The 15,186-nt window shown below is 57.3% G+C and carries 10 protein-coding genes; 9 read left to right on the forward strand and 1 reads right to left on the reverse strand.

Annotated elements, in window-relative coordinates; translation table 11 throughout:
* Positions 1–112: 112 nt before the first annotated feature.
* The 9 genes from ASG35_RS08035 to ASG35_RS08075 all read left to right on the forward strand — a co-directional run bounded on the left by ASG35_RS08035 (position 113) and on the right by ASG35_RS08075 (position 13,219).
* Positions 113–1,477 (forward strand): ABC transporter ATP-binding protein, encoded by a 1,365-nt coding sequence (locus ASG35_RS08035; RefSeq protein ID WP_056355223.1) that lies wholly within the window; start codon positions 113–115, stop codon positions 1,475–1,477.
* Entirely contained in the window at positions 1,474–3,333 is a 1,860-nt protein-coding gene (locus ASG35_RS08040; RefSeq protein ID WP_056355225.1) for a class I SAM-dependent methyltransferase, read from the forward strand. The genes ASG35_RS08035 and ASG35_RS08040 overlap by 4 nt, the downstream gene beginning before the upstream one ends.
* 232 nt (positions 3,334–3,565) lie before the next feature.
* On the forward strand, positions 3,566–5,656 hold the full coding sequence (locus tag ASG35_RS08045) for a DUF7024 domain-containing protein (RefSeq protein WP_056355228.1): 2,091 nt from the start codon (positions 3,566–3,568) through the stop codon (positions 5,654–5,656).
* Between the two features lie 139 nt (positions 5,657–5,795).
* Positions 5,796–6,980 carry a glycosyltransferase family 4 protein gene (locus ASG35_RS08050; protein WP_056355231.1) on the forward strand — a complete coding sequence of 395 codons (1,185 nt, stop codon included), beginning with the start codon at positions 5,796–5,798 and terminating at the stop codon, positions 6,978–6,980.
* Positions 6,977–7,921, forward strand: coding sequence for a UDP-glucose 4-epimerase family protein (locus ASG35_RS08055; protein WP_056355234.1), 945 nt, complete (start codon positions 6,977–6,979; stop codon positions 7,919–7,921). Before ASG35_RS08050 ends, ASG35_RS08055 begins: the two co-directional genes overlap by 4 nt.
* On the forward strand, positions 7,918–8,922 hold the full coding sequence (locus tag ASG35_RS08060) for an MraY family glycosyltransferase (protein ID WP_056355238.1): 1,005 nt from the start codon (positions 7,918–7,920) through the stop codon (positions 8,920–8,922). The genes ASG35_RS08055 and ASG35_RS08060 overlap by 4 nt, the downstream gene beginning before the upstream one ends.
* A 16-nt stretch (positions 8,923–8,938) precedes the next feature.
* Positions 8,939–10,789, forward strand: coding sequence for a polysaccharide biosynthesis protein (locus ASG35_RS08065; protein ID WP_235527485.1), 1,851 nt, complete (start codon positions 8,939–8,941; stop codon positions 10,787–10,789).
* Between the two features lie 68 nt (positions 10,790–10,857).
* Positions 10,858–11,889 (forward strand): hypothetical protein, encoded by a 1,032-nt coding sequence (locus ASG35_RS08070; protein ID WP_056355243.1) that lies wholly within the window; start codon positions 10,858–10,860, stop codon positions 11,887–11,889.
* Between the two features lie 379 nt (positions 11,890–12,268).
* On the forward strand, positions 12,269–13,219 hold the full coding sequence (locus ASG35_RS08075; RefSeq protein WP_235527486.1) for a transposase: 951 nt from the start codon (positions 12,269–12,271) through the stop codon (positions 13,217–13,219).
* A gap of 68 nt (positions 13,220–13,287) precedes the next feature.
* Here ASG35_RS08075 and ASG35_RS08080 read toward each other — a convergent pair whose 3' ends face one another.
* Entirely contained in the window at positions 13,288–14,793 is a 1,506-nt protein-coding gene (locus tag ASG35_RS08080; RefSeq protein WP_056355249.1) for a mannose-1-phosphate guanylyltransferase/mannose-6-phosphate isomerase, read from the reverse strand.
* Positions 14,794–15,186: the final 393 nt, after the last annotated feature.

The raw sequence follows: 15,186 nt of genomic DNA on the forward strand, positions 1-15,186 counted from the left end.
CAAACTGCGGAACCCAAATAATGAGCTAGCTCATTCATGAGGAAGCACAGACTTTTCGGGCTGCCCGACGAACAACGGTAAAATGCTCCCCCAAGCTTAAAAGAATCGTCATATGGATCGGATCATTGTAGAAGGGCTGGGGAAAGCTTATAAGCGGTACACGTCGAGATTCGGTCGTCTTCGCGAGTGGGCCATACCGCGTTCCACGCCACGCCACTCGCTTACGTGGGTTCTGAAAAGCATTTCGTTTCGCGTCGCCGACGGTGAATCGGTAGGCATCCTGGGAGTGAACGGTGCTGGCAAAAGCACGCTCCTCAAGCTGATCACCGGTACTACTCAGCCCAGCACTGGCAGCGTGGCAATCCATGGCCAGGTTGCGGCGTTGCTGGAACTTGGTATGGGATTCCATCCCGATTTCACGGGACGCCAGAATGTTTTCATGGCTGCGCAGCTACAGGGGCTGACCACCGCGCAGATAGAAGAACACTTGGCCGAAATCCAGGATTTCGCCGACATTGGCGACTATTTTGAAATGCCGGTTCGCGTCTATTCCTCTGGCATGCAAGTGCGCCTCGCCTTCGCAGTCGCCACAGCCATTCGTCCCGACGTGCTTATTGTCGACGAAGCACTGTCCGTCGGCGACGTTGCGTTTCAGGCGAAATGCTTTCGCCGGATCCGGGAATACAAAGAGCAGGGCACGACGTTGTTGCTGGTGACCCACTCGCTCGATGACGTCATTAAACATTGCCAAAAGGCAATCGTGCTCGATGGCGGCTTCATCGTCGATGAAGGGGAACCTCGCGAAGTCGTCAACAGGTTCCGCGACCGCCTGTTCGGACGAAGCCGCAAGATGTTGGGTGGCGAAGACTCCGGTGCTGTTGATGCCCAAACGGAAGAACCGGAGCAAGAAGAGGACAATTTGTCTGCATCTGGTGCCGCTCTTGTTGTGTCACGCGTGTCGAACGTGCTACCGCACGGTGTGACGCTATCTGACGAAGATGTGTTCGCCTCGCGCCCGCTTTATCAGAACATCGAGCATCGGTGGGGCGGTGGTGGCGCGCGGATTACCGACTACGCGATTGTCACCCCCGACAAGGCCTATCCGACGGTTGTCGAGGTCGGCGAGAAACTGACGGTTGCGTTCAAGGTTGTGTTCGACCGGGCGTACTTTGCGCCGGTGTTCGGGCTGATGATCAAGACGCTGGAGGGGCTGGTAGTTTATGGCACGAACTCCCATTTGCGCGGCGAGCAGATCGATGAAATCCTTATTGGCGATGCAGTCACCTGCCAGTTCACGTTTCCGGTCAAGCTCAATGCGGGACACTATCTGATTTCAATAGGTGTGAGCGAATCAGCGCTCCCCGGGACGGACATTCCGCTCGATCGCCGCTACGACGCGATCCTGCTGAACGTGACATCGTCCGAATCGTTCCTTGGTTTGTTCGACTTTGGCGCCCGTTGCTCACTGGAAAAATGACTACTCTACATATCACCGAAGCTGAGATTCAGCGACTCGTCGAAAAACTGCCGGAGTGCTATCAGCCAATTTTCGGTTTCCCGCAACTGGACGTTGGCGTATCAAGAAAATGCGAGGACCGGCTGACGGTCATCCGCGATTCGCTCGAGCGTCTGCGGACGCTTTACGCAAGGCCTTTGCGAGTCCTCGATCTCGGATGCGCACAGGGCTTCTTTTCGATGAGCGTCGCGGACCTTTGCGATTCGGTCCTTGGCATCGATTACCTGCCGGCCAACATCGACGTATGCAACGCCGCACGCGACGCCGCCGGATTGAGCCAGGTGCAGTTTCAGGTTGGTGATATCTCGGAAGTCATCAAAACGCTGGAAGCCGGGCGTTTCGACGTGGTGTTTGGCTTGAGCGTCTTCCACCACCTTTGTCATGCTCAGGGCTGGGAAGTGATCGCCGAACAGTTGAAGGCGCTCGCGGCGAAAGTCGATGTACTCATCCTTGAACTCGCCGACGCCCGTGAACCGCTTTACTGGGCTCCCTCACTTCCCGCGGACGCAGCCGCACTCGTTGAAAAAATCGGTTTCATCTATCCGCTGGAGGCGTTCCCGACCCACCTGGGAGACGTCGAGCGCGTGCTGTATTTTTGCAGCGACCGGATCTGGCAATGTGGCTTGAACGTGGCGAAGTTTGCGAAATGGACCGAAAAGTCGCACGAGTTCGCAGGTATGGTTCATCAGGGCACGCGGCGCTATTTCTTTAGCGATGACGCGATTACCAAGACATTCCGTTTTATCGGGCAAGTCGAAGACCATAACCGGCGAGAGTTCGAGCACGAGCTCAATTTCTACAACGTATTGGCACCGGTTCTCGGATCTTTGCTCGAATCGCCGCGCTTGCTGTCTGCTGGTTCTGGCCACGGTTTTGCGCATATCATCGCAAGCCGTATCCCGGGTCGGCCGCTCAGCGAACTCATGACGCGGGGCGAGGCATACGACGCGGGAAAGGTCATTCGCTGCGTACTCGATCAGCTCGTACAGCTGGAAGCTCAATCGCTTTATCACCGGGACGTGCGTGCGTGGAATGTGCTTATCGATGATTTTGGCAACGCTCGCCTGATCGATTTTGCAGCGATCGGACAGGAACCCGGTGACGATGTCTGGCCATTTAACGGATTCCTCAGCTTTCTGATCTTCGTGAACGAGATTGCGATGAAAACGGTTCCGCGGGTGCATCTGTTCCGCAGGCCTATGTTTTCGTCCGCTTGGGTGCAGGAGCCGTTCAGAAGCTGGCTGAACTCGATATGGGCGGAGCCTCACGCAAACTGGTCGTTTGCGCGGTTCTGGGACTTGCTTGGCGCCAGTGCGTCCGGCCGGCCAACCAACATCAGCGGCATGCATCCAACCAACTGGTGGCTGTGGAGCGGAGCGCTCGAACGTCTGGCGAGTGATGCTTCCGACGCATTTCGCCTGCAGATCGAGGCCATCGACGCAAGGGCCTCGCGAGAGGACATCTGGAACATGGAGCGGCAACTGAATGATGTCCGGGTCAATGCGGACACACGCATCAACGAGTTGCTTACAAAGATATCCCGCGACGATGCCGCTCATTCAATCGCACTCGAAGAACTGCACCAGCAGGTGATCAAGCTCGGCCAGGTCGTGGCTGATAAACATGGCGAGAACATAAAGCTTGTGGAAATGCTCAATACTAAAGAACACGAGCACGCGGAACTGCAGTCCACGAACTCCGATCTGCAAGCAGCCGTAACTGATGCCCGTAACACGCTGAACGTGCTTCAAAACAGCCTGACATGGCGGCTCGGACGGCCATTGCGAATGTTCTCCGCGCGCCTGCGATCAAAATAAGACGTTCGGCCGACCGGCTGCGATTCTTGATCAGAACCAGGAAATGGGAAGAAGCGCCCGCCGGTTATGGTACGTAGCGAATCCGCAACCGCGACGCAGGCAACCGAATACCGGCAACACGCGTCACGGTTTTTCTGATTTTTGCGCGGTATGACGTACCATACGCGCCGTAATGCGCGCCGGCACGTAGCGATCCGGGCAGAGCAAATAACTATTCGATACCGTGAGCGAGATGAAAAGCTTCAGGCAGATCCCGTATTATTTTTTGTTGACACTGGCGTGCGGTGTATCGGTGTATTTCTTCTTCCAAGGACAATTCAATAGTCACTTTGCATTCCTGTATGGCGACGAATTCGACGGGCTGATCGAAACTTTTCTGGTGTCTCACTGGTTCGATGCTTTCAAGTTGCGGCAAAGCTGGACACAACCCATTTATTTTTTTCCGCATGCCGGCGTTCTTGGCTATAACGATAGCTATTTTCTCTATGGCGTAGTTGCATCGCTGTTCCGGTTAGTCGGCTTCAATATGTTCGTTAGCCAAGAACTCTGCCATGCGGCAATCAAAGCCATCGGATTCTTCTCGATGGCCGCCTTGCTGAATGCGCTCGTAAGCCGAAAATTATTCAGCATCCTTGGCGCTGTTCTGTTCACGTTGGCGCTCAATTCTTCAGTGCAGGCTGGTCATGGCCAACTGTTGTCGGTAGCGCTTTCGCCGCTTCTGAGTTTTTTGCTTGTAAAAGGCGCGGAAGCATTCAGAATCCAGCGAATTGAGCGTGCATTCGCCTACGCTTGCGGTTTTATTATCCTGTTCAATGCACTGTTGTTGACCAGCTTTTACATGGCATGGTTTTATGGCCTGTTTTGCTTGTTGTACATATTCAGTTTTGTACTTGTGGACCGCAAAGCAAGCAAACTGATCGTTTGCGATCTATGGGTCCACAAAAAACGGATCTTGCTACTGGCAATCGTGTTTATTGTTACGGTTGCTCCATTTCTGTACGTCTATTTGCCCAAGCTCAAGCAAACTGGTGGGCAAGGGTATCGCTCGCAATTGATATTCAGTCTGCGCTTCGCGGATCTGGTCAATTTTGGAGACACGAGTGCCATATGGGGCTGGCTGTCAACGTTATTGTCCAAAAGCAATCCAGCCGCATGGCGCATGGGCGAATTCCAGATGGGCTTCACGCCGGACATCCTTGTCCTCTTTCTCGCTGCGATTGCTGCTGCGTGGATTGCAAAACGAAGATCATATATAACCGCCCATCGCGCATTGATTGTTGCGACAGTGATCGGATTATTGTTGCCCATTTCGGTCAATGGACACTCGCTGTGGTTTTTCGTTCGTTTGATTCCAGGTGCGAGCGGGATGCGCGTTATTTCACGCTTCTACATCTTTCTCGCATTTCCGCTGGCATTGTTGATTTCTCTTTTCCTAAGCCGTCTGTCCGAGCGTTCCCGTGTAATTGGCGCAGTGACGACAGTAGTTTTCGTTTTTGTTTGTGCCGGCCAAATCAATCAGCATCCGGCTTTGTTTCTTGACGCTAACAAGCATGCCGCATTGATCGATAATGCAAACGCACCGCCAGCGGAGTGCCAGTCGTTTTTCGCAGTAAATCCGACTCCTCGGTCGACATCCATGGTCGATTTTCTGTATCGACAAAACGTTCAGGCTATGTTGATCGCGGCGCACTTCAATCTGCCGACATTGAATGGCTTCGCGTCGTTTAATCCGCCCGACTGGATTTTTGAGCAAAATCCTGAGTATATGGTCAATGTGCTGACTTACATCCGCAAGCACGATCTGAAAAATGTCTGTTCCTACGATATCTCAGCAAACTCGTGGAGTCGGGATGGAAATATTGATTTTGCGAAAGGACTTCCTGTACTTCCGCTCGGCAGTACGTTTAATTTTTCAACAGACCGAACGATCCAGTTTTACTCGTCCGGCTGGTCTGCAACTGAACCCTGGGGGGTGTGGTCGAACGCAAAAGTGGCAACGCTGGGTGCCCACCTTGCCGTATCGCCCATAAACGGGCTGATCTTGCGGTTCGGATCAAAAGCGTTTCTTGTTCCCGCGCATCCGGAGCTGACGGTCACGGTGCGGGTGAACGGCACGCCATTGGCCACGTATGAATATCGTTACCCTGACGACGGTCAGGAGCACATGCGCACACTCAAGGTACCCGCAGACATTGCCGCGCGCAATGGAACGCTTCTGCAAATACAGTTCGATGTCGCCAACCCAACGTCTCCAGAAGCGCTTCAAATCAACGGCGATGATCGTCTGCTCGGAATCGGTCTTACTTCGCTCCAGGTGAACTGACGAATGTTGCCATTGGCTTTTAGCGCTAAGGCCGTTACTTGCTTTTCGTAGGCACTGTACAACTGCAAAGCGACGGGATGGCTCAGCTTTTAACGTACGATGTTGACCTTTCGCCGCTTCCGGCAGGTATTTATTGCGCATGAAACTGCTCTTCGATCTCAACTCACTGCGTCCCCCGCGGAGCGGCGTCGGGTACTACACACAGCATTTGCTGGAAGGACTGACCGTCGAGTCCGACGTGCAAGGGCTGGCGGGTTGGGTGGGCACCCAGCTTTTCGAAGGCGACCGTCTGCAGGAACTGATCAACCAGCGTGTCCCGCTAAGCAAGGGCGTGCAGTTCAGCGAGGGGATCAAGGCAAAGATGATGCAAAAGGCGCGCAGTCTGCCCGGCTTGTATCGCAGCCGGACCATCGTGCGCGCCATCATGTCGCGGGAATTGCGCGACGACTTCGCGCGGCGCGGCTACATCTATCACGAGACGAATTTCGTCGCGTCGCGCTATAAAGGGCCAACGGTGCTGACCATTCACGACCTTTCGCATCGGCGGCATCCGGAGTTTCATCCGCGAGTGGCGGTGGAATATCTGGACCGCGAGATCCCGAAATCGTTGCGGCAGGCGCAGGTTGTGATCGCGGACAGTCATTACACGAAGAAGGATATCGTCGAGATTTATGGCGTTCCCGAATCGAAAGTGGTCACTATCCATCTGGGCGTGGAACCGGCTTTCCAGCCCTATCCGGAAGAATCGTGTGCCGATGCGCTCGCGGAACTCGGTCTTAAACATCGTGGCTTCGTGCTGTCGGTATGCACATTGCAGCCGCGCAAGAATCTCCTGAGGCTCGTCGAAGCGTTCGCGCGTTTGCCGGCCGAAATGCGCAGCGCATTTCCGCTCGTGTTGATCGGCGCCGATGGCTGGCATAACGCAGCGCTGATGCGCGTGATCGAACCGCTCGCACGCGACAACCAGGTCGTGATGCCGGGCTATGTGCCGCGCGAAAACCTGCTGAAGCTGTTTGCATCGGCGGCCTTGTTCGCCTATCCGTCGTTGTTCGAGGGATTCGGTTTGCCGGTGGCCGAAGCCATGGCGAGCGGCGTGGCGGTGCTGACATCGAACAACACGTCGTTGCCGGAAGTGTCTGCGGGCGCGGCATGGGAAGTGGACCCGTATTCTATCGATGACATCGCCGCCGGCATGGAGCGCCTGCTCGACGATCCGGCGCTGCGCGACGAGCTCGTCGCCAAGGGTTTGCGCCGCGCAGCCGAGCTGACGTGGGACGCGACTGTCGCGCAGACTTGCGCGGTGTATCGCGGATTGTCGGCATGAGAATCATCGTGAGCGGCGCGAATGGCTTCGTGGGGCGTGCCACATGCGCCGCGCTCTGCGATGCCGGCCACGACGTGACCGCGCTCGTGCGCCGTCCGGGCGGTTGCGATCCGCGCGTCACCGAACGCTTGATAGCCAACGATAACTTCGCAAGCCTCGCGCCGCTGCCCGCCGCCGATGCCTTCGTCCACCTCGCGGCACGCGTTCACGTGATGAACGACAGCGCCGGCGATCCGATGAAGGAATATCGCGCGGTCAACGTGGATGGCTCGATAAACGCAGCGCGCGCGGCGCGGGACGCGGGCGTGAAGCGATTTGTCTTCGTCAGCAGCATCAAGGCGCTGGGCGAGGGCGAACTTGGCCGGCCGTGGCGCGAGGACGATGCACCAGCGCCCGTCGATCCATACGGCATCACGAAGTTGGCGGCCGAACGTGCTCTCTTGGGTTTCGGCCGCGAACATGACATGGAGGTGGTTACGCTGCGTCCACCGCTGGTCTACGGCCCGGGAGTCCGGGCTAACTTCGAACAATTGATGAAGGCCGTCGAGCGCGGTATTCCGTTGCCGCTGGGCGCGGTCCACGCGCATCGAAGCATGATTTATGTAGGTAATTTCGCCGATGCCATTCGCTTTGTCGCAACGCGTTCCGAGCCTACGGAAGGCGTATATCACGTCACGGACGGCGAAGATTTGACGGTTCCGGACATGATCCGGGCTCTTGCTCGCGCTTTCGGGAAACCGGCGCGTTTGCTGCCCGTACCGCCCACATGGCTTCATGCGCTCGGAAAGCTCTCCGGCCGCTCGGCGCAGGTTGATCGGCTGACGAGCCCGCTGCGCATGGACAGCACGCGGCTTCGAGCTCGCCTCGGCTGGACGCCGCCGGTTTCAGTAGTTGATGGCATCGAAAGAACTGTGCGCGCTTATCTGGAGGTGCAACGATGAGCGCGCCTTTGCTTTTGTGCATTGCAGCAGCGATCGCGTGCGTGGTGAGCGCCGGCGTCTTGCTGTTGTTATTGCGCACAGGCTGGGCTTGGGATATTGCTGTCGATATCCCGAATCATCGCTCGTTACATGTGCGGCCCGTGCCGCGTGTAGGCGGATGGGGCGTTGTATCGGCCTCGATCCTCGCCATAGCTCTTTTTGCGCCGTCGTTTGGCTGGATTGCACTAGGCGCGATGGTGCTGGCGGTTGTGTCGCAGATCGATGACCGGCGTGGCTTGCCGGCCCGCATCCGCTTCGCCGCGCACTTGCTGGTGGTCGCGGCGGCGGTCGCCTGGAGCGCCGTCGATATCGCCTGGTGGCTCGCGCTGCTCGCCGTCATTGCGCTGGTCTGGGTGGTGAACCTCTACAATTTTATGGATGGTTCCGACGGGCTTGCGGGCGGCATGGCGGTATCAGGTTTCGGTTTTTACGCCGTTGCGGCACTCGCGGTGCAACCATCGCTCGCGATCGCCGCTGCGGCAATTGCCGGGTCGGGAATTGGATTCTTGATTTTTAATCATCACCCAGCGAAGATATTTCTTGGCGATGCCGGTTCCATACCCCTGGGTTTCCTGGCCGGCGCGCTGGGTTTCTGGGGCTGGCAACACGGTGTGTGGCCAATCTGGTTTCCGGCTTTGGCGTTCGCGCCCTTCGTCGCCGATGCCACCGTGACGCTCTGCCGCCGTCTAGGCCGGGGCGAAAAAGTATGGCTTGCGCATCGTGAGCATTACTATCAGCGGCTCGTGCAGATGACCGGAAGCCATGTCAAGGTCGCCTTGGCTTATTACTTGCTCATGGTGGGTAGCGGAGTGGCGGCACTCGTAGCACTTCACGTGCCGCCTGCAGTGCAATGGGTGCTGTTCGGTGCCTGGTACGTAGTCCTGGCGCTGGTTGGCTGGCAGATCGACCGCCAATGGCGGCAATTCACCCTCACTCAAGATAATCATAACGATGCGAATTAAGCCTTCATGGCTCTCGATGGCAGCATTTGGATTCGACGTCGTCGCGGTAGTCGTCGCGTGGCTGGCCGCGTACGCGCTGCGTTTCAACGGCTCGGTTCCCGACGATTTCTGGCATGGCGGCATCAACGCGCTGGTGTGGGTCGTCGTGATCTACGCCGTGATGTTCCGCATCTTCGGGTTGTATCGCGGCATGTGGGTGTTCGCCAGTCTGCCCGACCTCATGCGAATCTCGAAGGCTGTTGCAAGCGGCGCGCTGATCGTCATGATCGGTGCAGCCATGTTGCAGCCGTTGCCTATCATTCCACGTTCGGTTCTCATCGTTTCGCCGTTGCTGTTGTTCATGGCGACGGGCGGCTCGCGCGCGTTGTACCGGGCGGTGAAGGAGTTTTATTTGTATGGCGGGCTGATCGGCAAGGGCAAGCCCGTGATCGTGCTCGGCGCCGGTACCGCCGGCGCGAACCTCGTGCGCGAACTCGCGCGTTCCAGCGAATGGCGTCTGGTCGGTCTTCTCGACGATGACCCCACCAAGCGCGGCCGCGAAATCCTCGGTCACAAGGTTCTGGGATCCATCAGCGAACTGCCGCTCTGGGCCGAACAGCTCAAAGCCGATACCGCGATCATCGCGATTCCTTCGGCATCGGTCGATGCACAACGGCGCGTCGCGACCATGTGCGTGCGCGCGGGCGTCAAGGCGATGGTCCTGCCCGCGCTCACCGTGCTCACGCAAGGCCAGGCGTTCCTCTCGCGCGTTCGACAGATCGACCTCGAAGACTTACTTGGCCGCGAGCCCGTGAAGATCGACATGCCGCACGTCGAAGCGCTGCTTCACGGACGTGTGGTGATGGTGACGGGGGCGGGCGGTTCTATCGGTTCGGAATTGTGCAGGCAGATCCTGCGCTTTTCGCCGGCGCAACTCGTGGCCTATGACTTGAGCGAATACGCAATGTATCTGCTCATCGAAGAATTGCATGAGCGGTTTCCGGATTTATCGGTGATCCCGGTGATTGGCGATGCCAAAGATTCCTTGTTGCTCGACCAGACCATGTCGCGGTTTGCGCCGCATATCGTTTTTCACGCAGCGGCGTACAAGCACGTGCCGTTGATGGAAGAGCAGAACGCGTGGGCAGCGGTTCGCAATAACGTACTCGGGACGTTGCGCGTGGCGCGGGCGGCGATTCGCCATCAGGTCAGCCATTTCGTATTGATCTCCACCGATAAAGCCGTCAACCCGACTAACGTCATGGGCGCGAGCAAGCGGCTCGCGGAAATGGCGTGTCAGGCGCTGCAGCAAACGGCACCGCGTACGCAGTTCGAAACCGTGCGATTCGGCAACGTGCTGGGCAGCGCGGGCAGCGTGATTCCGAAGTTCCAGCAGCAGATTGCGAAGGGCGGTCCGGTGACGGTGACGCATCCGGAAATCACACGCTTTTTCATGACGATTCCTGAGGCTGCGCAGTTGGTGTTGCAGGCGTCGAGCATGGGACGCGGCGGCGAGATTTTTATCCTCGATATGGGTGAGCCGGTGCGTATCGTGGATCTTGCGCGCGATTTGATTCGCTTGTACGGGTTCACGGAAGAGCAGATCCGGATTGTGTTTACGGGATTGCGTCCGGGTGAAAAGCTATACGAAGAACTGCTCGCCGACGATGAAACCACGACCCGCACGCCGCATCCGAAATTGCGTATTGCGCAGGCGCGCGGCGTGCCGAATCATTTCCTCGATGAACTTCTGCCGTGGCTGATGCAGCATCGCGTACTGGCCGACGAAGAAGTCAGGCGGGATCTGCGCCGGTGGGTGCCGGAGTATCAGACGACGATGCCGGCGGTTCTTCAAAGCGTTCAGAAAACGGGACGCGCTTTACAGTAGTTTCCATTGTGCGGGCGGGTCACTCGACTCGCCCCGGTCCGCCTGCATTCGCAAATCGGGATCACCACATGCTGCTCGACGATGTCTCCGCGTTGACCAACGCGGGATCTTTGCTATCTGCCGACGGCGAGATCGTTGCGCCTTACGACCTCGAGGTAACGGACAGTCCGGCTACGGGTTATCGCGCACTCGGTCTTTCGCATGGCGTATGCAATGCCGCATTGGCGCCATTTACCGCCGATTACTCCAAGCTATCCCGCGTACACGTGATCAACGGCATGGGTGTGACGCTTGGCGATTCCATCATCGGCATCACTGCGCTACTCGCTATCAAGGCGAATTTCCCACACATTAGTTTCACGATTTATCGGCCACGGCACACACCCGCGTACGTAAAGCAGCTGTATGAACTAGCCGCTCCGCTATTAGGTACGATCGTCGATCTGCCCGTTAAGCCAGGCGCGTTGGCGCCGCACGAGTTACGCATCGATATCGGCAATCATCTGTTCTGGCCGAAATTCGCCGAATTGCCGATGATCGATTTTTTTATCGATGCAATGGGATTGGCGCCTCAAACAATTCCATCCGGGCGCAAGCGCAACCATTGGCTGAAAGGCCTGGACTTGCCGCGCTCGCATGCAACGAGCGGCGATTACGTGCTGTTGTGTTCAACGGCCAGCACACCGGTGCGCAGCATTCCAGTATCCCAACGTGCGCGTTTGGCCGAAGCAATGTGGCAGCGCTTTCACCTGCCTGTGACGGGCTTCGGCGCGATCGACCACGCTCATTACACCGATCTCATGCCACTCGCTCCGAGCACGGCGGATTTCATCGCGTGGATAAAGAGCGCGCGTTACCTGTTCACGCCCGATACAGCCGCGCTTCACATCGCCGCCGGATTCGATATTCCCACCACGGCGTTCTTCACCACGATCGCACCGGACTTGCGTGTGCGCGACTACCCGAATTGTCATTCGGTGGACCTCCACCTTCCGCAATTAAAGGGTATCCACGCAAGCAATCAGACCAGCGATATAGAACTGATCGAGCGTGCGTACACCGCGATAAACGCCGTGCAATTATTTTCAGAGACTACTTAACATTCAATAAACCAATGACAACAAGCCTTTGGAATGTAGTCGGAATTAATTACCTGAAATTGTAAGAATAAAATATGATATGAACCGCTGAAATTCTACTGTTTTGTCATATTCGGGCAAACCATTAGGATGGTATGCTTCCTGCACGCATTCTTCATATCCTATGACGTAGGACGAAATGTGCGCCGAATTGGATACTGTTGTGCACCACGGCGCGGATTAGATGCATTTGGAATGCACCAACTTGTTGTTTTTGGCAAACGTTTGCGAATACTTCGAGTTTCTTGATTCAGCGTCTGGCGGGTGGATCCCACCTCAACGCATGTTCAACGCCTGGTTCAACTTTTCGCAGAGCGGTCCGACTGCATGGAGCAACCCAATGTTTTTCGACGAACTCAGCAATGAAGAGTGGGCGCTGATCGCCCCGCTTGTGGCCGAAGGCGAAGTCCGTGAACATCGTCGGGGACGGCCACGCGCGCATCCGCGCACTATCGTGAACGCGGTGTTGTGGATTCTTACGACCGGCGACACGTGGTCGAAGCTTCCCAGCCACTATCCGACTGTGCCGACCTGCCGCCGCCGTTTCAACGACTGGCAAATGGACGGCACATTGATAGAAATGGTCACGCGGCTCGCCACGCGCGGCCGGTCGTTCGCCATTGTTCCGTCGCCACCCGTCGAGGCGCCGCAGCGTCAGGCGCAAAACGCGTACGAATGCGACCGCTTGCGTGGCGTGTTCTGGCAGAACCCGGAATCGTGGGGCGCGGGGGACGGGCGCGGTGCGAATGCCGTCGATGCGCTGTTCGCCAGCGTGCCACGCCGTTTGCCGGACGCGCACGATGTCGCACGCGCGAATGCGTCCACGGCGTTGTCCGCGCGCCGCGCCGCAATGCTCATGAATGTGCCGCGCGCCATGTATCACGATGCGTCGCGTATGGCGGGGCGTCCGCTCGATCCCGTGCCCATGGCCTTCGAGCCCGACTGCACGCCGGTGCATGACGGTCACGGCTATACCATCTACGCCATTGCCCGTCCGGTTGCAGGCAGTATGTTTCGCGGCTGGGCCGAGATCGTGAAAGACGGGCGTCGCGTCGAGCGTTCGGGCCTGATCGGTCCGCGATACGGCAACGCGGAGGAAGCGGCTTCGTATGCGCTGGAATGGTCGCGCAGATGGATCGCGTCGCAGTCCACGCGCGTCACGCATCCGGGGCAGGAGGTGTCGGCCAAAGTGGAAGTGCCGGCGGAAGCGGCAGCGGCTGAAGCCGGTCACGCACAAATGGAGCGCGCGGCGCCGGTTGAAGCACGCCGCTTTGCGGACGTGCAGGGATAAAGGAAGGCTGCAAATCGCAAGACCGCACGCCATGCGGCGCGTTTGATTCGCGCGCCGCATGGCGTTTTTCATTGCCGGCCGTATTTATCGTCGAAACGGACAATGTCGTCTTCGCCCAGATATGTGCCGGATTGCACTTCTATTATTTCAAGCGGCATCTTTCCTGGATTCTCAAGCCGATGCTGCACGCCAATCGGAATGTAGATCGACTCGTTTTCGGAGAGGATGAGCTCCTCCTTGCCACGCGTCACCAGCGCCGTGCCACGAACAACGACCCAATGTTCCGCGCGATGATGATGCATCTGCAATGACAGCCTCGCGCCTGGCTTCACCACGATGCGCTTGACCTGGAACCGGTCGCCGTTATCGACGGAATCGTAATGGCCCCACGGCCTGTGCACCTTGCGATGATCCGCCGCCTCCTTGCCTTGCTCGGCCTTGATGCGACCGACGATCGCCTTCACGTCCTGCACGCAGGATTTATCGGCGACAAGAATGGCATCGGCCGTTTCCACGATCACGAGGTTATGCGTTCCCACGCACGCGATCAGGCGGCCTTCGGAATGCGCGTACGTCGATGTCGATCCCTGGAACATCACGCGTCCGCGCGCGACGTTTTCTTCTGCGTCTTTCGGCAGGATCTTCCAGATGGCATCCCACGATCCGACGTCGGACCAGCCTGCGTTGAGCGGCACGACGGCGCCCGCGCAGATGCTTTGATCGGCGGCGAGTTGCTCCATGACCGCGTAGTCGATGGAGTCGGAAGGCGATGCCGCGAACGCCTGTTTGTCTAGGCGGAAGAATTCGCCATCGCGCGTGCCGGCGTCGCACGCCGCGCGGCACGCGGCATGGATGGCAGGCTGAAAATGTTGAATGGCTTTCAACCACACCGACGCACGCACGATAAAAATCCCCGCGTTCCACCAGTATTCGCCGGAACTCACGTACTGGCGCGCGAGTTCGAGATGCGGTTTCTCCACGAATTTTTCGAGCGGCCACGCGCCCGAACTGAGCATTTGCTGGCCGACCTTGATATATCCATAACCCGTTTCCGCGTGTGTCGGCACGATGCACATCGTGACGATGGCGCCGTCTTCCGCGCATTTCGCGCCTGCGCCAATCGCTTTGTGAAATGCTTCGGTATCCGTAACAACATGATCTGCGGGCATGACGACGAGTATGGCGTCGTCGCCGGAAGAGAGTGCGTGCATGGCGGCGACGGTCAGCGCGGGAGCCGTATTGCGTGCTACCGGTTCGAGCAGAAGGTCGGCCTTGCGGCCAGAGGAACGCAATTGGTCCGCGGTTGTGAACCGATGATCTTCGCCGCACACGATGATTGCATCGTCGACACGCGCTGTGCCGTATGTCAGGCCATCGAGCCTTTGGGCGGTGGACTGCAACAGCGACTGATCGCCGATCAGGCCGATCAACTGCTTCGGAAAATGCTCGCGCGACATGGGCCAGAGACGCGTTCCCGCACCGCCGGCAAGGATGACGGGCTGGATTCTCAGCCGGGTGTCCGATGCAGAAGGCGCGTGTGGATGGCTGACAGCGGTTGTATCGATGGCGGTCATGACGAAGAACTCCTGAGCGTGAACGGGTAATGCAATTTTGAGCAAGTAGTAAATAGCCGATAAATCAAAAAACCAGAAAATAATCGATGAACATATGCGAGCTGATAACTCGGCTATTAAAGGTAACCAAGGTTCGACATTGAATTTTTTTCTTACGTTCGGCGAATTTTTTTATTCGAAAATAATTGCCTTGCGATCTGTCTAACGGCTTATCCGGCAAGCCTATGCGGGAACTAAGGCCGTAGAAAAAAATTCGTTCCAAGGCACTTCACAAGCCGCCCTTAGCGCTATCCATTTCTTCTCGTGACAAAAATAAATCGGTTCAAAACGACAATTTAAATCGCGCATTATTTTGCGGTTGCAGCACGAATTTAATTCCAGCCTTATACGGGT

The sequence above is a fragment of the Burkholderia sp. Leaf177 genome (assembly GCF_001424345.1).
Taxonomy (GTDB): Bacteria; Pseudomonadota; Gammaproteobacteria; order Burkholderiales; family Burkholderiaceae; genus Caballeronia.